This is a genomic window from Streptomyces sp. NPDC059668, from assembly GCF_042734135.1.
In the GTDB taxonomy this organism is placed as follows: Bacteria; Actinomycetota; Actinomycetes; order Streptomycetales; family Streptomycetaceae; genus Streptomyces.
Window position 1 is genome coordinate 1 of the sequence record NZ_JBHWEL010000121.1, and the last position, 18,075, is coordinate 18,075.

15 protein-coding genes are annotated in these 18,075 nt (G+C 70.7%); 10 read left to right on the forward strand and 5 right to left on the reverse strand.

The features are described 5' to 3' along the window. On the reverse strand, positions 1-319 hold a 319-nt coding region (locus ACFV2J_RS41140; RefSeq protein ID WP_385443596.1), incomplete at its 3' end, for a PRC-barrel domain-containing protein. Positions 320-684: 365 nt separating this feature from the next. On the opposite strand from ACFV2J_RS41140, the gene ACFV2J_RS41145 reads away from it, so the two are divergent. Beyond that, on the forward strand, positions 685-861 hold the full coding sequence (locus tag ACFV2J_RS41145) for a CsbD family protein (RefSeq protein ID WP_385092186.1): 177 nt from the start codon (positions 685-687) through the stop codon (positions 859-861). Between the two features lie 620 nt (positions 862-1,481). Then, positions 1,482-2,285, forward strand: coding sequence for a hypothetical protein (locus ACFV2J_RS41150; protein ID WP_385092189.1), 804 nt, complete (start codon positions 1,482-1,484; stop codon positions 2,283-2,285). A 154-nt stretch (positions 2,286-2,439) separates the two neighbouring features. Here the strand turns inward: ACFV2J_RS41150 and ACFV2J_RS41155 are convergent, their stop codons facing one another. Beyond that, a complete protein-coding gene (locus ACFV2J_RS41155) occupies positions 2,440-3,102 on the reverse strand; it encodes a hypothetical protein (protein ID WP_385092192.1) in 663 nt (220 codons plus the stop codon). 713 nt (positions 3,103-3,815) lie between these two features. On the opposite strand from ACFV2J_RS41155, the gene ACFV2J_RS41160 reads away from it, so the two are divergent. Further along, the gene (locus tag ACFV2J_RS41160) at positions 3,816-4,349 is read left to right on the forward strand and encodes a VOC family protein (protein WP_385443610.1); all 534 of its coding nucleotides are present in this window, start codon (positions 3,816-3,818) and stop codon (positions 4,347-4,349) included. A gap of 229 nt (positions 4,350-4,578) precedes the next feature. Beyond that, complete coding sequence (locus ACFV2J_RS41165; protein WP_385092195.1) at positions 4,579-6,723, forward strand: SpoIIE family protein phosphatase; 2,145 nt, start codon at positions 4,579-4,581, stop codon at positions 6,721-6,723. A gap of 77 nt (positions 6,724-6,800) precedes the next feature. Here the strand turns inward: ACFV2J_RS41165 and ACFV2J_RS41170 are convergent, their stop codons facing one another. Beyond that, positions 6,801-7,604 (reverse strand): SDR family NAD(P)-dependent oxidoreductase, encoded by an 804-nt coding sequence (locus ACFV2J_RS41170; RefSeq protein ID WP_385092198.1) that lies wholly within the window; start codon positions 7,602-7,604, stop codon positions 6,801-6,803. Positions 7,605-7,984: 380 nt separating this feature from the next. Further along, a complete protein-coding gene (locus ACFV2J_RS41175; protein WP_385443601.1) occupies positions 7,985-8,680 on the reverse strand; it encodes a type 1 glutamine amidotransferase domain-containing protein in 696 nt (231 codons plus the stop codon). Between the two features lie 127 nt (positions 8,681-8,807). Between ACFV2J_RS41175 and ACFV2J_RS41180 the strand changes: the two genes are divergently transcribed. Then, positions 8,808-9,818, forward strand: coding sequence for a LysR family transcriptional regulator (locus ACFV2J_RS41180; RefSeq protein WP_385092354.1), 1,011 nt, complete (start codon positions 8,808-8,810; stop codon positions 9,816-9,818). 108 nt (positions 9,819-9,926) lie between these two features. Here the strand turns inward: ACFV2J_RS41180 and ACFV2J_RS41185 are convergent, their stop codons facing one another. Continuing rightward, complete coding sequence (locus ACFV2J_RS41185; protein ID WP_385092351.1) at positions 9,927-10,841, reverse strand: hypothetical protein; 915 nt, start codon at positions 10,839-10,841, stop codon at positions 9,927-9,929. Between the two features lie 92 nt (positions 10,842-10,933). Between ACFV2J_RS41185 and ACFV2J_RS41190 the strand changes: the two genes are divergently transcribed. From ACFV2J_RS41190 to ACFV2J_RS41210, 5 genes are all read left to right on the forward strand, one after another. After that, on the forward strand, positions 10,934-12,151 hold the full coding sequence (locus ACFV2J_RS41190; RefSeq protein ID WP_385092348.1) for a CapA family protein: 1,218 nt from the start codon (positions 10,934-10,936) through the stop codon (positions 12,149-12,151). Between the two features lie 280 nt (positions 12,152-12,431). Then, a complete protein-coding gene (locus tag ACFV2J_RS41195; protein ID WP_385092345.1) occupies positions 12,432-14,690 on the forward strand; it encodes a HAMP domain-containing protein in 2,259 nt (752 codons plus the stop codon). Positions 14,691-14,696: 6 nt separating this feature from the next. Further along, on the forward strand, positions 14,697-16,307 hold the full coding sequence (pgsB, locus tag ACFV2J_RS41200) for a poly-gamma-glutamate synthase PgsB (RefSeq protein WP_385092342.1): 1,611 nt from the start codon (positions 14,697-14,699) through the stop codon (positions 16,305-16,307). Continuing rightward, positions 16,304-16,786, forward strand: coding sequence for a poly-gamma-glutamate biosynthesis protein PgsC/CapC (locus tag ACFV2J_RS41205; RefSeq protein WP_385092339.1), 483 nt, complete (start codon positions 16,304-16,306; stop codon positions 16,784-16,786). Before pgsB ends, ACFV2J_RS41205 begins: the two co-directional genes overlap by 4 nt. Positions 16,787-16,824: 38 nt before the next feature. Next, positions 16,825-17,880 (forward strand): NlpC/P60 family protein, encoded by a 1,056-nt coding sequence (locus ACFV2J_RS41210; protein ID WP_385443607.1) that lies wholly within the window; start codon positions 16,825-16,827, stop codon positions 17,878-17,880. Positions 17,881-18,075: the final 195 nt, after the last annotated feature.

Genomic DNA, 18,075 nt, shown 5'->3' on the forward strand with positions numbered 1-18,075 from the left:
CCTGCTCGTGGTAGCCGGCGTCGCCGATGTGCTTGTCCTTGTCGAACTCGGGGGAGTCCTTGATCTGGTCCTTGGTGAGAGCGACGTAGATCTTCCGTTCGGCCTGGTCGACCGTCCGTACGGTGCCGGCCGGCAGCAGCACGTGCTTGCCGAAGATCCATACGCCGGTGTCGACGACGAGGTAGGAGGAGTTGACGTCGTCCGAGTGCTTGTCGACCTTGCCGATGCTGCCGTCGGTGGCCTCGACCTTGTAGCCGATCAGGTCGGTGCCGGCGGTGTGGCCGGTGGTCGGCTGGTAGCCCCAGATATTGTCACTCATAAAGAACGGCTCCCTCATCGATATTGCTTGCCGCCCACAGTCGGACTGTGGGGGATTTCGAGGTGTCACCGAATCCGGTGACGTTTCCTCAGAAAGCCGGGTACCCCGTCTCCCGGGGCCCACCCGTATGGATGCGCTGCTCAGAACCATTGACCAGCGGTACCACTGGAACCATGTTTATCGACCCCAGAAGCCTCAGGTGCCCTGCGGAACGGTCTCCACGCCCGCAGGTCTTACTTATTTCAGGGGCGGGCCGGAGATGCGGAGTGTCCGTGAGCCCGCGTGCGACCTTCCGGTTTGAGAGTGGAATCCGGGGTGACACGGAGCGGTGAACCTATTTCGAGTGAGACAGGGTGTGAGTGGTTGTGGCTGCGGACGAGAAGGCTCAGGCCAAGGGCGAACAGGCCGAGGGCAAGGTCAAGAAGGTCGTCGGCGGTGCGGTCGGCAACGAGTCCCTGAAGGCCGAGGGGCGCACGGAGGAGTCCAAGGGTGACCTCCGTGAGGCCAAGGAGAAGGCCAAGGACGCCATCAAGCCCAAGTAAGCGCATCACCACTGATCCCGGCAGCCGTCACGGCTGCCGGGATCAGTGCTGCCCGGCATCGGAGGCGCGAGTCGGCGCCGGGCATCGGTTGCGCGCCCGACTGTCCCGGGTCGCCGACAGGGGAGCCGGGCACAGGCTTTGGAGGCACTTGCCACGGCATGTCGCCACGCTCCGGCAACTGCCAGAGGTCCGGCGGCGGCCGCGGGGCCGTCCGGGCCGCAGCCGAACCCTCAGAGACAACTGGACCTGTGGGCACAACCAGCGGTTCGGCGCGCCACCTGGGCCGATCCGAGCGGAGCCCGGTCACGCACGGATGCCTTCCGCAAACCGGGTTGAGGGGCTTTCCAGGACCGTAGGCACCGGGCCGCGTGGCCCTGGCGCGAGGCCTTGGCGCGACGCCCGACAGCGGCCCGGCATCACGTTAGCGGCCTTCCACCCGAGCAGGGGCCCGTTCCGGCGGTCGGGTCATGCTCAGGAGTGACGGACGCCCTCGTGGCCGCGTCCGGTACGCCACACTCGACGAGTTCTCGGCGCGGGCGACCAATGTCCGCTGGAAACTGCTTGGTTGAGGGGGACCACCGTTGTACTCGCCTCCTTCCGACCCGGACACCGAACGGCGCATGCGCGTCCGTCACGCTCGTGCGGCCCACGCCCTGGCCGTCCGGACGGAGCCGTCAGGACAGGTGTGGGGCTGGGCGGGACGCACTCTGGGAGGGCCGGCCCGCACCGCCGATGACCAACCGGTGTGGCTGCGCCTGGTGGCCGCACCGGAGGCGAAGGCGTCGGGAAAGCTGTGGGACGGGGCTCTGGACGCCCAGCACGCCTTCGGTGACCTGGGCGGGTACCGTCCCGCGCTGCTGGGCGTGCACGATGCCTTCGGCGACGGCATCGCCTACCGGGCGGAGCTGTCGGTCCGCGTCGAGCAGCCGGTTCTGTCCGCCGAACCGATCCTGCACCAGGGTCTCGGTCTCCCCGCCTCCTGGTGGGAAGAGCTGACGGGCACGTTGGAGAAGGTGTCGGCGGTCGGCACCGGTCGTGTCGCCGTGCGCGAGGCGTACATGGCCCAGGCCATCCCCGAGTTCGTGGGCATCCCGGCCCCGACCGCGGCTTCCTGGACCACGGCGCACGGTGATCTGCACTGGGCGAATCTGACCGCCCCGCTGCGCCTGCTCGACTGGGAGGGCTGGGGCCGGGCCCCGCAGGGATTCGACGCCGCCATGCTCTACGCGTACACGCTGTTGCAGCCTGGCGTCGCGGACCGCGTGCGCGCCACCTTCCCCGTTCTGGACAGCCCGGAAGGCCTCGCCGCCGAGGCGACCGTGTGCGCGATGCTGCTGCAGACCGTGGACCGCGGCGACAACCTGGCCCTCGAGGACCGGCTCCACTCGTGGGCGGACGAACTTCGGCGCCGCCCCGACAGGTAGGGGGACGGCGGGTGCCGTGCCCGTCATCGCCCGTGGCACACGGATACGCCTCCTGGAGAAGGGTTCTCGGGCGACGAGTGGGCCGGGCGGCTCCGGTGAGCTGCCCGGCCCGCGTGGTGCCGTGAGGTCGGCGCCGTGACTCGCGAGCGGGGGATCAGGAGGCCGGAAGGACCTTCCAGGAGCCGGTGCCGGGGCCGCGGTCGGTGTAGTGGCTGGTGGTCACGTCGTACTTGGCGCCGCCCTGCTGGCCGGAGAGGCCGTTGGCGTCGAGGAAGCCGCCGTTGGCGGAGCCGTAGTCGTTGAGCAGGCTGACGACGTCGTTGGTGCGGATGCGGCCGTCGGTGGGAGAGGACGTCCTGCCGAAGATGTGCCACTTGCTGGTGCCCGGGCCGCGGTTCTTGGTGGCGGTGGTCGACACGTCGTACTTGGCGCCGGTGCGGGTGGAGTGCCCGTTGGTGTCCAGGTAGGTGCCGGTGGAGTACTGGTTGACGAGGTAGACGACGTCGCCACTGGTGACGCGGCTTCCGTTGGCCCGGCCGGTGGCGGACACGACCTTCCACACGGAGGTCTGGGGGCCGCGGCTGTTGGGGGTCTCGTTGGTGCTCACGTCGTACTTGGCGCCGTGCTGCTGGGACAGGCCGTTGGTGTCCAGGTAACCGCCGTCGCCCTGGTACTGGTTCTGCAGCAGGATCTTGCTGCCGTACGTCAGTTCGTACAGGGCCGAAGAGTCCTCCGCTGTCGGCGCGGGGAACGTGAACGCCGTGCCGGTGAGCGCGGCCGCGGCTGCGAGGGCGGGCATGACGAAGCGGATCCGCATGAATCTTCCTCTGCTGTCTACGACGGGCTGGAAAATCCAGCCGGCAATTACCGAATGCAATTGCCAATCACGGAGCGTAGCAATCGGAGATCTTGAAGTGGGGCCGACGCACCGCCCGCGGAAGCGATCCGAGGGCAGCGTGGGCGACCGCCCCTACGAGACACCCTCGTACGGGAGTGGTCGGCGGCGTACGTCGTCGCGGCCTTCGCGCGACGCCCGGCTACGGTCGCCGAAGGACGAAGTCCCGCGGCGCGAACGGCAATCGGTGCCATCTCCCTCCGACTGGTCAACGCGCCTTGCGCACGGCCCAGTCCGACCGCACATCGATGAGGATGAGGACCACCGCCAGAATTCGGTGAATGCCCCAGGGTTCGCTGCGACACGCGGGTTCCAACGCCGCCGTCAGGTCAGGCCCCTTGGGCAGACCCAGTCCGGCAACGCCTTCAAAGGCACTCGGCGCGTGCCGACCCGTCCGACCCCCGGAGCGGCACCCCATGTCAATTCATCGCAGGCCCTCAAGTGGCGGCGGCGGAGAGGGTTTCCATAAGTTGCCGCGTACGGATTCACCCCGACCGATTCCGTCAGCACGTGTGTCGGCGAGGTGCTGTGCGATGGGTCCGGCAGCGCCCGGCATTCTGACGATCTAGGACGGGATCAGACCTATTCCCTGCCTAACCTCGCCGTCGGTGGACATCATCAGCGAGGAGAACACCATGCCGGAGCAGACCAACGCCGCGCCCGAGGGCTACACCACGGTCGCCCCCTGGGTCGTGACCGACGACACGGGAGCCTTCCTCGACTTCGTCACCCGGGCGTTCGACGGAGAGGAGTTGGGGCGGGTGGCGACCGAGGACGGCTTGATCGGGCATGGAGAGATCCGTGTGGGCGACACCGTCGTGCTGGCCTTCGACCGCCGCCCGGACTGGCCCACCATGCCGAGCCTGCTCCGCGTGTTCGTCACCGACGTGGACCAGGCGTTCGCACGGGCCGTCGCGGCCGGCGCGCAGGTCGTCACCGCGCTGGTGGACGACGCCTTCGGACAGCGCGGCGGGCGCGTCAAGGACCCCTTCGGCAACATCTGGTGGGTGGTCAGCCACGTGGAGAACGTCCCCGAGGACGTGATGTGGAAGCGGCTGGAGGACCCCGTCTACGCCGATGCCATGCGCGTGGCCCAGGAGACGCTCGACGCCGAACTCGGCGGTCGACGACACGGACGCGGTAGCGCGCCCGTCAGGACGACCGGTTGATCAATGCCCTCCAGTACGCCGAGGGAGCCGGGTCCGCGACGGCGGACGCCTTCCAGGGCGTGGCACCACGCGGCCGGGTCGTGCTCATGGGATCGGCCGGCGCACGGCCCCTGCCCGGCCTCGGGAGAGCTCGGCGGGAACGAACAGAAGTTAGCGGACATCCGGGCAGGAACTAGGATGGAAAGCACAGGGCCCCTCATCCTCTGAGGAGAGTGATTCCGTGGGCCGCGTGTCCCGGGCGCATGCGGAGGAGAACCGGCAGCGCGTCGTAGTCACCATCTCCCGGATGTTCCGTGAGGTGAAGGCCGCCGGGCTCACCCACCGGCCGGGCAGCAGCTTCGTCTTCCTGCTGCTCAGCGTTGTGCTGGTCTCCGGTGTGCGACTGGCGCTGGCCGCGGTCGACGTGCACGTCATGGGCATCGCGGAGTACGCCGTCCTGATCCCGATCGTGGCCAGTGCGCTCCTGTCGGTGCGACAGACCTTGATCGTCGGGTTGTTCAACCTGGCCGCGGCCATAGCGGTCTACGGAGTTCTCCTCCAGGACATGGGCCGGGCCGACCAATTCACGGTCATCACGGCGCTGGCGGTCGTGCTGTGCATCAGCCTGGCCGTCTGTCGTCTCCGCATCGCGGGCGAGAGACGCTTCAGCCGCCTCATGATCGCTCGCGAGCGGCTCGTGCTGCTCAGTGAGGCCAGCAGTCGCGTCGGAAGCACCCTGGACGCCACGAGAACCGCGGAGGAACTGACGGACGTCGCGGTGAACGGTTTCGCGGACCATGCCGCGGTGGACCTCTTCGAGAGTGTTCTGATGTGCGAGGAACCCGTCGTGGAGGCCGGTACGGGCGACCTCGTCCTGCGCCGGAGTGCCGCGTCGGGCTCGTCGGTGCCTCTGGGAGGTGTGAGTCCGGGCGAGACCGTCGTCTACCGGGAGGGTGCGGAGACGACCCTCGGTCTGATCTCGGGCAGGCCGATGATGCTGGAGATCACCGAGATCACCGAGACCTCCGCATCCGCTTCCGGGCCCGCCCGTCCCGGCCACGCCACCAAGAACGCACCCCACTCCGCGCTGGCGATCCCGCTCCGCGCGCGCGGTGCGACTCTCGGCATCGCGCTGTTCACCCGCTCCCCGGCCCGGGACCCCTTCGACGCCGACGACCTCCTCCTGGCTCAGGAGATCGGCGCACGAGCCGCCGTGTGCGTCGACAACGCCCGCCGCTACACCCGCGAGCGCCACATCTCCCTGGCGCTCCAACGCAGCCTGCTCCCACCGATGGCACCGAAACACCCGGCACTGGAAGCGGCCACGCGCTACGTTCCCGCGGGCCCGCACTCGGGGGTGGGCGGCGACTGGTACGACATCATCCCGCTCTCGGGAGCCCGGATCGCCCTGGTGGTCGGCGACGTCGTCGGTCACGGCGTCAACGCCTCGGCGACGATGGGGCGGCTGCGTGCCTCCGTGCGCACGCTCGCCGACATCGACCTGCCGCCCGACGAGCTGCTCACCCACCTCGACGACGTCGTCACCCGTACCCGGGACCACATCGACACGAGTGAGGTCCGCAAGGGGGGCCGTGATCCCGGACCGGACACCGGCGAGATCGCGGCGACCTGTCTGTACATGATCTACGACCCGGTCTCACGCCGCTGTTCGGCCGCACGGGCCGGCCATCCGCCACCCGCCGTCATACGGCCGGGATCGGACGCCGAATACTTCGACATCCCCGCCGGTCCTCCGCTGGGTGTGGGCGGACTCCCCTTCGAGACGGCCGAGCTGGAACTGCCCGTGGGCACCCGGCTCGCCCTGTACACCGACGGCCTCATCGCCGTTCCCGGACACGATCTGGACGAAGGACTCGAGCACCTCCAGAAGGCGCTGTCCGAGCCGATCGCCTCGCTGGAGGACTTGTGCGACCACGTTCTCGGCACGGTGGCCGGTGACGGCTCCAGGGACGACGTCGCTCTCGTCGTCGCCCGCACCCGGGAACTCGGCGGCACGCACACCGCCGCGTGGAACCTGACCGACGACCTCGCCGACGTCGCCCGCGCCCGCGACCTCGCCTCGTCCCGGCTGGCGGCCTGGGGTCTGGCGGATCTGGCGTTCACCACGGAACTCGTCGTCAGTGAGCTGGTCACCAATGCCATCCGCTACGGGTCCGGCCCGGTACAGCTGCGGCTCATCCGGGAGGACGCCTTGACCTGCGAGGTGTCCGACGGCAGCAACACCGCACCCCACCTGCGCCGGGCCAGGACGTCCGACGAGGGAGGGCGCGGGCTGTTCATCGTCGCGCAGCTCGCCGAGCACTGGGGCACCAGGCAACGGTCCGACGGCAAGACCATCTGGGCCGAACTCGCCCTCCCGGATGCGCGTCCCTAGGGGTGCGCTCGGGCGGGGTCGGGTTCGGACCGGGCGTCGGGTGGCATGACGACGACGGACCGACCGTAGCCGTCCGGTCACTCAGGGGCCGTCATTCGGAGCAGCGACTCGGTAAGGGCGGCGAGGCGCTGGCGGTAGTCCGGGTCGTAGGCCTCGGCCGCTGCCCGCGACTCCTTGACGCCGTCGTAGTACCGCCCGGTGACGCCGGCGAGTTCGGGAGCGTCGACCAGGCGCCGGGTGGCCGCCACCCCCTGCTCCAAGGAGTCGACGACGTCCATGCCGGACGCGCGGGACATGGTCGTCGGCATGTAGGACGCGGGATGGAGGCTGTTGACGGTGATGCCGCTCCCGGACAACTCCTCGGCGAGGTCCAGGCCGTGGCTGATCATGGCCAGCTTGGAGCGGCAGTAGGCCGCGACATCGGTGTAGCCGCGGGTGAGTTGCGGATCGTCGAAGTCGATCGGCTGCTGCCCGACCGAGGCCACGTTGACGACCCGGGAGGGCCTCGCGCGGCGCAGGAGCGGGAGCAGTTCCCGGGTCAGGAGGACGGGTGCCAGGTGGTTCACGGCCAGGCGCAGTTCGTGCCCGTCCCGGGAGGTCAGCCGGCTGGTGCCCTCGGCGTGGAAGCCGACTCCGGCGTTGTTGACGAGCACGTCGAGCCGGTCGTGCGCGGCGGCGACGTCGGCGGCGAGCCGCCGGACCTCGGCGAGCGAAGACAGGTCGGCCCGGTAGGTCTCGGCGCCCGTGGCCGCCGCGACCTCGGACAGACGGCCCAGGTCGCGGCCGTGCAGCAGCAGGGTGTGCCTGCCGTCGGCGGCCAGGTCCTCGGCGAGGGCGCGGCCGAGTCCGTCGGAGGCCCCGGTGATGAGGATCGTTGCCATGTCGTGCACCTTTCGGGTCGGGCGGCACCCGTGGGCGCCGCCCGACAGAGGATTCGAGAAGGGATGAGGGCCCGGCTTCCCGGCTCGGGGCCCGCGGACCGGTTCCGCCTCGGGGCTGCCCGCGACGGCCGGTGCCCGGTCGGGGGTGGGGGGAGCAGGACCCGAACGGGGCTCCGGCCGCCGTGGCGGCGGCCGGAGCCCGGCATGTCGGTGAGGCCGCGGGCGGCGGCGGGGTGGCGAGGGTGCCGGCGGCTGCCGTCCGGGAGGGACGGGGACCCCGTGGCGTTGTCAGGACGCCGGTACGTCCAGCAGCGAGGCGGACGTACCGGCGCGGGGCACAGCGGTCGGCCGAGTCGGCCGAGTCATCCGGGCCGGGGGAGTCAGCCGAGGGTCTTCAGCAGCGCGGCCGCCAGTGGCGCGGAGGAGGCGGGGTTCTGCCCGGTGTGCAGGGTGCGGTCGACGACGACGTGCGGCGCCCACGGTTCGCCCGCCGAGTAGATGCCGCCGAGGGCGACGAGCCGCTCCTCCAACAGCCACGGCAACCGGTCGGCCAGCCCGGTCTGCCGCTCCTCCGCCGTGCTGAAACCGGTGAGCCGGTAGCCGGCGAACGGCGAGGGGCCGTCCGCATCCTCCGTGGCGAGCAGCGCGGCCACTCCGTGGCACACCACGGCCAACGGCGTACCGGCCGTATGAACGGCGCGCAGCAGCCGGGCGGAGTCGGTGTCCCGGGCCAGATCCTGCAGGGGCCCGTGGCCTCCGACGTAGAAGACGGCGGCGTACCGGCCGGGGTCGACGTCCGCCAGAGTCAGCGGAGCGCGGAGTTCGGCGGCGGCTTCCACGGCGGCGGCGATCGCGGCGGCACCGGCGGGGCCCCCGTTGACCTCGGGGGTGAGGCTGACGGGGTCGACCGTGGGGACGACGCCGCCGGGGGTGGCGACGGCCACCCGGTGTCCGGCCTCGATGAAGGCCCGGTACGGGGCGGTGAACTCCTCGGCCCAGAAGCCGGTGGGGTGCTCGCTGCCGTCGGTCAGCGTCAGGTGGTCGGTGCCGGTCAGCACGAGAAGGATCTCTGACATGTCGGTGTACTTCCTGGTCGGCCCCTGGTCTTCCGGGGGCGCGGGGATCGTGTCCGTCGGCGTACCGCGGCGGAACATCGAGGACCCTAGATCGGCTGTTCATCAGGAATCCAATAGGATCTCCGGTATGAGTCATCAGAACTCCGATGAGAAGAGTGTCCGGCCCGGTACCGGCCGCCGTCCGGCCGAAGCCGGCACGAAGGAGGCGCGGCAGCCCCGCGGGATCACTCCGACTCCCGACGGACCCCTGGACATCGGATTGCTGCGGACCTTCCTCGCCGTCCACCGCGCTCGCTCACTGACCACCGCCGCCCGGATACTGGGAATCTCCCAGCCCACCGCGACCGCGCAAGTGCGCACGCTGGAGCGGCAGCTGGGCCGGCAGCTGTTCGAGCGGCTTCCCCGCGGAGTGGCCCCGACGACGGTCGCGGACGAACTGGCCGGGCAGATCGCCGGACCGCTGGACGCCCTGGCCGAAGTCGCCGACCGCGGCCGCGCGGGAGTGGAAGCACCACCGGAGCCGGTTCATCTGGGCGGCCCCGCCGAGATGGTGTCGGCCCGGGTGCTGCCCGCCCTGGCGCCGCTCGCGGCCCGCGGCGTACTGCTGCGCGTCACCCTCGGACTCGCCGAGGACCTGCTGGACGGCCTGCACGCCGGGAGGTTCGACCTGGTCCTGTCCGCAGTGCGGCCGCGCGGCCGCACGCTGGTCTCGGTCCCGCTGATGGACGAGGAGTTCGTCCTGGTCACGACCGCGGAGTGGGCCCGGCGGATCGGACCGGTCGAGTGTGACGACCCGGGCCCCCTCCGTGGCGTCCCCCTGGTGTCGTATGCCGAAGACCTGCCGATCCTTCGCCGTTACTGGCGCCACGTCTTCCGGACCCGCCTGACCGCTCGGCCCGCCTTCGTCGTGCCGGACCTGCGTGGAGTACTGGCCGCCGTGACCGCCGGAGCGGGGGTCACGGTCCTGCCCCGCTACCTGTGCGAGTCCGAGCTGGCGTCCGGCGCGGTGGTTCCGCTGCTCACACCGGACGACCCGCCCATCAACACCGGCTTCCTGGTGGAGCGGGCCGGCGCACCCTCCCGCGCGCCGGTCACCGCCGTCCGCGAACAACTCCTCACCGCCGCCCGTTCCTGGTGACGGAGGCGGTCCCCGGCGTGCGGCGGACAAGGCGCCGGCTTGCCCTTTCCGGAACGACGGACCCTCTCTCCCCGGAGGAGGTCTACGCCGTGGTGGTGGTCCGGTGAGTCAACGCCCTTGGGTCGGCACGGGAGCGGTCGCCCAGCGGTGCGTGATCTCGCTCAGAGCGGCGGCCGCGCGCTCGGCGGCCGATCCGTTCAGGCGCACCTCGGGGGCCAACTCGACGTGCAGGAAGGGGATGTCCGCGGCGTCGGCGGCCCGGCCCTCCATGTTCGTGGAGCCCTCCACCGGGCACGTCCGCGCCCAGGCCCGGCACACATGGAAGCCGTGCCGGCCCAGGGCGCCGGCCAGTCCGCGGGCGTCCGAGCGGCCGGCCGATCCGGCGCCGGTGGAGGCGACCACGTCGTAGCCGGGAGCGGTGGAGGCCGCGAAGCCGTGCACCTGTACCCCGGGCATCCCGCGGTGGACCAGCTCGGCGCAGATGGCGTAGAAGACGGTGTCCCGGCGATGTGCCACGTCCGCGGAGTTCCCGTCCCCCGCTTTGCGATGTGCTCCCGCGATCACCAGGATGCCGCCGGGGGAGTCGCGCAGGACCCGCACGCCCAGCTGCTCGGTGCCCTCGTCGAAGACCGGGTGCGGGACCTGGATCGAGAAGCGCGGGGTGTGGTCCAGGTCCAGGTAGACCCGGCCCCAGCCGCGCGGCGTCACGGCGTCGTCGGTGCGGTCGGCCACCTCGGCGTAGCGGTGCCCGGAAACCCGGTCGAGGACCGTGCGCACGGTGAAGTCCCGTTCGGAAAGCAACCGTTCCGCCTCTGAGCGGTGGCCGTCGACGAGCAGGCCGATCCCCCGCGCGATGGCGGTGCGGTCCGCCCTGCGGGGCTGCCGGTAGCCGTGCCCCGGACCGAAGCGGCTGGTGTAGTCGGCCACCTCCTGGGCCAGGTTCTCCCGCCGGGCGTTCTGGTCGGGACGGGCGTCGGCCGTGTCCGTGCCGCTACCGCGGGTGGCGTGGATTACGGCCGTCAATGCGGCCGCGAGACCAGCGACGACCAGGAGAATTGTCGTGATCGTTATGGTGCGTGGACGAGTGGGGCTCATGGTCGTATCAAGATATCCCGGTGAACATATGCCGTAGCCGCATCCCGCTGAGCCTCCTCGCCCCGCTCTCCCTCGTCGCCGCCGTCGCCGGCTGCGGCCCTCTGTCGGACGACGGAGGCGGTCAGGGCGACGGTCGTTCCTTCACCGTCGCGGCTGCCGGGGACATCCTGATGCACCCCGCGCTGGTGGACCAGGCCCGCAAGGACGCGAAGCGCACCGGCAAGGGCGTCGCCGGGCTGGACTTCGGGCCGATGATGGCCGGCATCCGGCCGCTGATCAGCAAGGCGGATCTGGGGATCTGTCACTTCGAGCCGGTGGTGGGCAAGGTGAACGGCCCCTTCGAGGGCTTCCCGGACTTCCAGGTGCCGCCGCAGACCGCCAAGACGATCAAGGACCTCGGCTACGACACCTGCTCCACCGCCTCGAACCACACGCTCGACCATGGTTTCGAGGGCGTCCAGCGCACCCTGGACGCGCTGGACGCCGCAGGTCTGAAGCACACCGGCTCCTTCCGGACGCAGAAGGAGGCGCTCACCCCGCTGGTCATGGACGTCAAGGGGGTCAAGGTCGCGCAGATATCGTTCGCCTACGGCTTCAACGAGCCCCACACGTTCCCCAAGGGCAAGCCGTGGGTCGCCAACGAGATGAGCCTGAAGGCGATCAAGGCAGCCGAGCAGCAGGCGCGCAAGGCCGGTGCAGAGGTGGTGATCCTCTCCATCCACTGGGGCCTGGAGCACCATCCGGACGCCTCGGCCCAGCAGATCTCCTTCGCCCGGCAGATCGCCAGGCAGACCGGTGTCAACCTGGTCATCGGCTGCCACTCGCACGTCGTGCAGCCCATGGAGAAGGTCGACGGCACCTGGGTGGCCTACAGCATGGGCAACCAGATCGCCCGGCACGAGGTGCCGACCGGGCTCACGGAGGAGGGCGTGATCGCCTGGTTCAGGTTCACCGAGCACGGCAAGGGGCACTGGGACGTCCAGCCGCGGTTCGAGCCGACGATGCTGGAGATCCCGCCGGACGCCGAGAACGCCACGGACGGTGGCAAGGCCGCCTACAGCGATGACGACGCACGGGACTACCGCCTGCTGGACGTGCCGGCCGCGCTCCGGGACGACAAGGACCTCACCGACCGGCAGCGGGCCCGCCTGCGCCTCGCCTTCGAGCGCACCGAAGGCACCCTGTACAACCGTGGCGCGGCCGAGGACGGCCTGAAGCCGCTGACCCCGCTGCCCTGACGCCCGCCGCCGCCTCACGGGCGACGCGCACGTGTGCCCGATTCTGACCACCTAAACGCGACTGTTGCGCAGATCACAGCGGAACGTGTGCAACTTCATGGGTTTCTGGACGGTCAGAGTGCTGCGGGCACACTCGCGAAACAGATGTTCCCGTAGCGCACACACAACTGAAACAACGTTCCCGCCCCCGCGCGGACCGATCACCCGCACACCCTGAGAGGACCCTCCCTTGGCGTCACCGCCCCCGGCACGGCAGCACCGAGCCCGCCGCCGAGCCGACATGTCGCTGATCGGAGGCATCCGACCGCCGATCGCGGTCCTGTCGGTGCTCCTGCTGGCACTCGCCGGGATCACCACGGTCGTGCTGGGCCACGTCGACACCGCAGGGGTGCCGAAAGCGGTGCTGACCTCTCAGCAGCACTTCGCGGAGGACGGCGCCATCGCGTTGCGCGCCTCCATCGACGAGTCCGTCACCGACCTCACCCGGTCCGCCGCGCTGTTCAGCGCCGGCCAGCCGGTCTCCGGCGACGCCGCCCTCGACAAACTCGGCAGCACCTACCAGAAGTGGACGGGCACCGCCGTCGTCGAGATCAGCTCCGGCAAGCTGGTCGCCGCCCGAGGCGAGACCGTGCCGCTGACCTCGGTGAACAACGCCACCCTCGGCGACGAGGGCGGCCTCGCGCCCCGCATGGTCCGGCTGAAGAACGGCGAGACGCGCCTGCTGTCCTTCGCGCTGCTCTCCTGGCCGGGCAAACCGCAGTTGCTGCTGGTGGCGTCCAGCAACCTGACGTTCCCCGGCATCAGCCTCGGCCAGTTCCGTTCCATCGCCGTGGCCGACCAGGGCGGCGCGATCCTCAGCAGCGACGGCATCCGCGAGCCCGAGCAGGTGCGGACGGGCACCGACCGCCAGGAGATCAAGGCATCCACCAAGCAGCTGAAGGCCTTCGCCCAGTTCGCCGCCCGCAAGGCCCGACAGGACCCGCGCAGCAGCAAGGAACCCGGCATGGGCGGCTACCAGGGCGTCAGCGGCAGCGTGGTCGGCGGGCACGTACTCAGCAACCGGTCCGTCGCCGGATACGCCACGTTGGCAGCGCCCGGCCCCGGTGAGACCACCACCGCCTCCGGGCTCGGCCTGTCCGTGGTGGCCATGGTCAAGGTGGGCGAGGACCCCACCCGCACCCAGTCCCTGGTGTTCGGCCTGCTGGCGGGCGGCGCGCTCCTCGTCGCCGGCGCCCTCGCCGTCGCCGTACTGCTGGGCACGGTGCAGCGCCCGCTGATCCGGCTGTTCCTGGAGTCCCGCCGGCTCACCCGCGGCGACCTGACCCGGCCCGTCAACGTCCCCGGCTACGGCGAGGCGCGACGCATCGGCAGCGCCCTGGAACGGCTGCGCCGCCAGCTGCTCGGTGAGAGCGCCGACGCGACCGGCACGGCGCAGCGCCCGCGCGGACTGCGCCGGGTGGGCACCCGGGCCCTGCTGGCCGTCTGCGCCGTACTGCTGCTGGCCTGGTCGGCGCCGCTGATGTTGCTGGTCAACCGTGCCGACGGCAAGGCCGTCGTACCGCAGCAGCTCGTCAGCGACCAGCGCGAACGCACCGACACCCTCAGCGACCGGGTGCGCCGCGCGCTCAACGAGGGCAGCGCCGACCTGGAGTCGGTCGCCTCCCTCATCGGCAACCGCACCGACCCCGACGCCATGGGGGCGGTACTGCAACGCACCCTCGACGAGAACCGGCGCTACCGCTCCCTCTACGTCGTCGACTCCTCCGGCCAGATCCTGGCCCGCGAGGGCAAGAGCCCCAAGGTGATCCGCTCCCACCGGGTCTCGGACACCCCGATCCGGCTGCTGGGCCGAGGCGGCAAGGAACCCGTCGTCGTGGCCGACGCCGAGATCCCCGGGCGGAGCGGTGCCCAGCTCGTCGGTGAGTTCCGCGTCGAGTTCCTCAACGCGCTGCTGACCCGGCCGGGTCTGGGCGTGGTCCGCCTCGTCGACGACCGCGGCGAGGTCATCGCCGGCAACACCGGCTTCCTCGCCTTCCAGGGGCTGCCCGACGACCACCTCAAGGACCTGGCCGCGGCCAGCGCCCAGCGGCTCGGCAAGAAGGCCCGCGCGAACGGGGTGCTCTACCGTGAGCACGGTGCGCGGATCGCCGCCGCCGCCCCGTTCGCCGGCAGCGGCCCCGCCGAGTCCCTCGGCTGGAGCGTGGTCAGCTGGCAGGCCGCCAGCCGGCTCGCCATCCCCGAGTACGACAGCCAGAACCGCACCGTGCTCGCCGGACTGCTCGGCGCCGCCGCGGCCGTCGCCTGCCTGGGCTGGATGCACATCGTGGTGGCCCGGCCGCTGCGCTCGCTGGCCGAGCGGGCGGAGACGCTGGCCGACGGCGACCGCAAGACCGTGCTGTTCCCGCAGCACCACGACGAGGTGGGCGCGGTCACCCGCTCCCTCGAACTCATCCGGCAGCAGCTGCACGGCCAGAGCCGGCAGCAATCCCGCCGCACCCCGCCCCAGGCGCCCGCGCCGCAGCAGTACACAAGGAACTGATCGCCCGTGCTCTTCCTCTACACCGTGCTGATGGTGTGCTGCGCGATCCTGCTCGTCGCGGGCATCGTGGAGCAGCGACGGCACTTCACCAACCTGGACCAGATACCCACCCGGGTCCTGGTCAACGGCATCCGCGGCAAGTCGTCCATCACCCGGCTGTGCGCGGGCGCCCTGCGCGGCGGTGGTCTGACCACCGTCGCCAAGACGACCGGCACCGCGGCCCGGTTCATCCACCCGGACGCCACCGAGGAGCCGGTCTACCGCAAGTTCGGCATCGCCAACGTGGTCGAGCAGATCGGTATCGTGCGGCGCGCCGCCGCCTACCAGCCGGACGCGCTCGTCATCGAGTGCATGGCCGTCATGCCGGCCCTCCAGGAGATCAACCAGTCCAAGCTGATCCGCTCCACGATCGGCGTGCTGTGCAACGTCCGTGAGGACCACCTCGCCGAGATGGGTCCCACCCTGGACGACGTGGCCCGTTCGCTGTGCCGGTCGATGCCGGAGGACGGCATCTGCGTCACCGCGGAGAAGGACCGCTTCCACATCCTCCAGGAGGAGGCCGACGCCCGGAACTGCCAACTCATCTACGCCGATCCGGAGATCGTCAGCGACGAGGAGCTGCGCGGCTTCAGCTGGTTCACCTTCAAGGAGAACGTGGCCATCGCGCTGACCGTCGCCGAACTCCTCGGCGTGGACCGGGAGACGGCCCTCCAGGGCATGTACGAGGCCCCGCCGGACCCCGGTGTCCTCTCCGTCGAGCGTTATCTGACGCCCGAGGGGAAGAAAATGCGCTTCGCCAACGTCTTCGCGGCCAACGACCCCGAGTCGACGCTGATGAACATCAGCCAGCTGCTCGACCTCGGCGCCATCCACCGTCCGCTCCACGTGGTCATCAACTGCCGCCCCGACCGCGTCGAACGCAACGGGCAGATGGGCGAGATCATCCCCGACCTCGACCCCGAGCGCGTCTTCGTCATCGGCCACCCGGCCAAGTCCGCCATCGACGCCATCCCCGCCGAGTTCCGCTCGCGCGCCGTCGACCTCGGCGGCGACAAGCGCGACCCCGAGGAGTTCATGGCCCGGCTGCTCGAACAGCTCGGTCCGGACTCCTCGCTGGTCGCGATCGGCAACATCCACGGCCAGGGCGAGATCCTGCTGGAGCACCTCGCCGAACTCCCCCCGGACGACAGCGCCGACGAGGTGGCGGCCGCCGCCCCGGACAGCGGCACGGGGGCGGCCGCGGTGGTCGAGCACGTCGAGACCGTGCAGCTGTACGTGCCCCGCATCGACCCCTACCAGCGGTACCCGGAGGCGTACGAGTCGCGCTACGGGCAGCAGCCGTACGTCCCGCACGTCCCCGTGCAGCGTGACGCCGCACACCCGTACCCGGACCAGGGGCGGGTGAGCCCGACAGGGCAGAGCCGGCCGTACCCGGACGACGCCCGGCCGCAGCAGCACCACGGCGCCCAGCCCGCCCCCGCCGCGCCGCAGGCGCGTCCGGAGAGCGGCACCTCGCCCGGACAGGTCCCGCAGCGCGGGCTGTTCGAACCCCGTATCGCCCCCCAGCCTTCCGCCGATGAGAGCCAGCAGTGGCACAGCCCAGGAGAGCAGCGTTGATCCCCTCCGTCCTCACCCCCGAGATCGCCGCGATCGGCATCGGCCTGGGTCTGATGTTCTCGTTGATGTGCTACCTGGCGACCAACCTGTCGCCGGGCGGCATGATCACGCCCGGCTGGCTCGCGCTCACCCTCATCGAGGACCTCCAGCGGGCCGCGCTGGTGGTCGGCGTGACCGTCCTGACGTACCTCGCCACGCTGTTGATGCAGCGCTTCGTGATCCTGTACGGCAAGCGGCTGTTCGCGGCCGTGGTGCTCAGCGGCGTGCTCATCCAGGCCACCGTGATCATCGTGCTGCAGATGGAGTTCCCGCTGCTGTACGCCAACCAGACGCTCGGGTTCATCGTCCCCGGGCTGATCGGCTACCAGCTGGTCCGCCAGCCCAAGGGCGCGACGCTGCTGTCCGTCGGCTCGGTCACCCTCGCCACCTACGTGGTGCTGACCGCCGGCATCCTGCTGGGCGCCCTGCCCTCCGCCTGAGTCCGCCTGTTCCCGACGCAACCCTGGAGCCCCTCACCATGCCGAAGCGCAAAGGCCGCCCCGTCGTCCACACGGCGACAGTGCTGGCGCTGCTCGCGGGCAGCGCGTACTTCACCTACGAACTGCGCAAGGACGAACAGGCGAAGGTCCCGGCCGCCCAGACGGTCACCGACAACGCCCTGCAGAACTCGGGCAAGGCGACCGGCAAGGAGACCTGGGAGCGCCTGAACGACCCGGCGCGGTCCGTGCTGCGTGACGGCAAGGGCGCGATCATCGCGACCTTCACCGACGGCGCCCGCACCGCCACCCTCAAGGGCCCGTCCCGCACCTTCACCGAACCGGCCAACACCAGCACCAAGGTCGTCACCGACGACTGGGTCCGTCTGATGTCGGAGCCCTGGACCAAGGGCGCCCAGAACCAGCAGTGGTTCAAGGACTGGTTCAAGCAGTTCTACGGCAGCCAGGAGGACGACATCTTCGCGATCGCCTTCCAGTACGTGCAGGGTGTGCCGGTGAAGAAGGACTCCGCGGGCGTCCCGTACGCGGGCGACGCGGTGTTCGGCCCGTACAAGGCGGACGGTGTGGACCGCCTGGAGCAGAACGACTTCTACGACTACCTCGGCATCCCGTACACCTTCCGCAGCGGGACCACGATGAGCCCGCGCCAGGAGCGCTACCGCGCGCTGGACTGCTCCGGCTTCATGCGGATGGTGTGGGGCTACCGGTCCCGCTATCCGCTGATGGCCAGCGACACCCTCGGCGACGGCCTGCCGCGCTCGGCCAACGGCATGGCCCGCTCCAAGGTCGGCGTCGATATCATCAAGCTCCAGGGCCCGTCCCCGTGGTACACCCGGCCGAAGAACACCGACACGCTCCAGCCGGGGGACCTGCTGTTCTTCAAGATGGACCACCGCACCGCCGACCACATCGACCACGTCGCCCTCTACCTGGGACTGGACACCGAGGGACACAAGGTCTTCATCTCCAGCCGCAAGGAGCAGAACGGCCCCACGATCGGCGACGCGGGCGGCGTGTCCCGCATCGACGGCAACGGCTTCTACGCCCAGCTGTTCCGCAGCGCGAAGCGGCTCTGAACCGGGCGGGGCCGGAGAGGACCGCGCCGTGTCGGGCGCGGACCGGTCCGGCCCCGGGTTGCCGTCGGCCCGGCGGTCCGGGGCGGCGAGGTACGCCGTGGGGCGCGGGACGCCTTGGGGGGGGGCGGTTGAAACACCACAGAGAGGGGGGGGGTTGGTGTGGAGGGCCCACGGGGGGTCGGGGGTTGTCTGTGA

Bases quoted from the DNA above. Each gene is read 5' to 3' on its own strand.
- ACFV2J_RS41180 (WP_385092354.1), top strand. From the start codon at position 8,808: ATGAGTCATCAGAACTCCGATGAGAAGAGTGTCCGGCCCGGTACCGGC.
- ACFV2J_RS41170 (WP_385092198.1), bottom strand. From the start codon at position 7,604: ATGGCAACGATCCTCATCACCGGGGCCTCCGACGGACTCGGCCGCGCC.
- ACFV2J_RS41175 (WP_385443601.1), bottom strand. From the start codon at position 8,680: ATGTCAGAGATCCTTCTCGTGCTGACCGGCACCGACCACCTGACGCTG.
- ACFV2J_RS41160 (WP_385443610.1), top strand. From the start codon at position 3,816: ATGCCGGAGCAGACCAACGCCGCGCCCGAGGGCTACACCACGGTCGCC.
- ACFV2J_RS41150 (WP_385092189.1), top strand. From the start codon at position 1,482: ATGCGCGTCCGTCACGCTCGTGCGGCCCACGCCCTGGCCGTCCGGACG.
- ACFV2J_RS41195 (WP_385092345.1), top strand. From the start codon at position 12,432: ATGTCGCTGATCGGAGGCATCCGACCGCCGATCGCGGTCCTGTCGGTG.
- ACFV2J_RS41210 (WP_385443607.1), top strand. From the start codon at position 16,825: ATGCCGAAGCGCAAAGGCCGCCCCGTCGTCCACACGGCGACAGTGCTG.
- ACFV2J_RS41155 (WP_385092192.1), bottom strand. From the start codon at position 3,102: ATGCGGATCCGCTTCGTCATGCCCGCCCTCGCAGCCGCGGCCGCGCTC.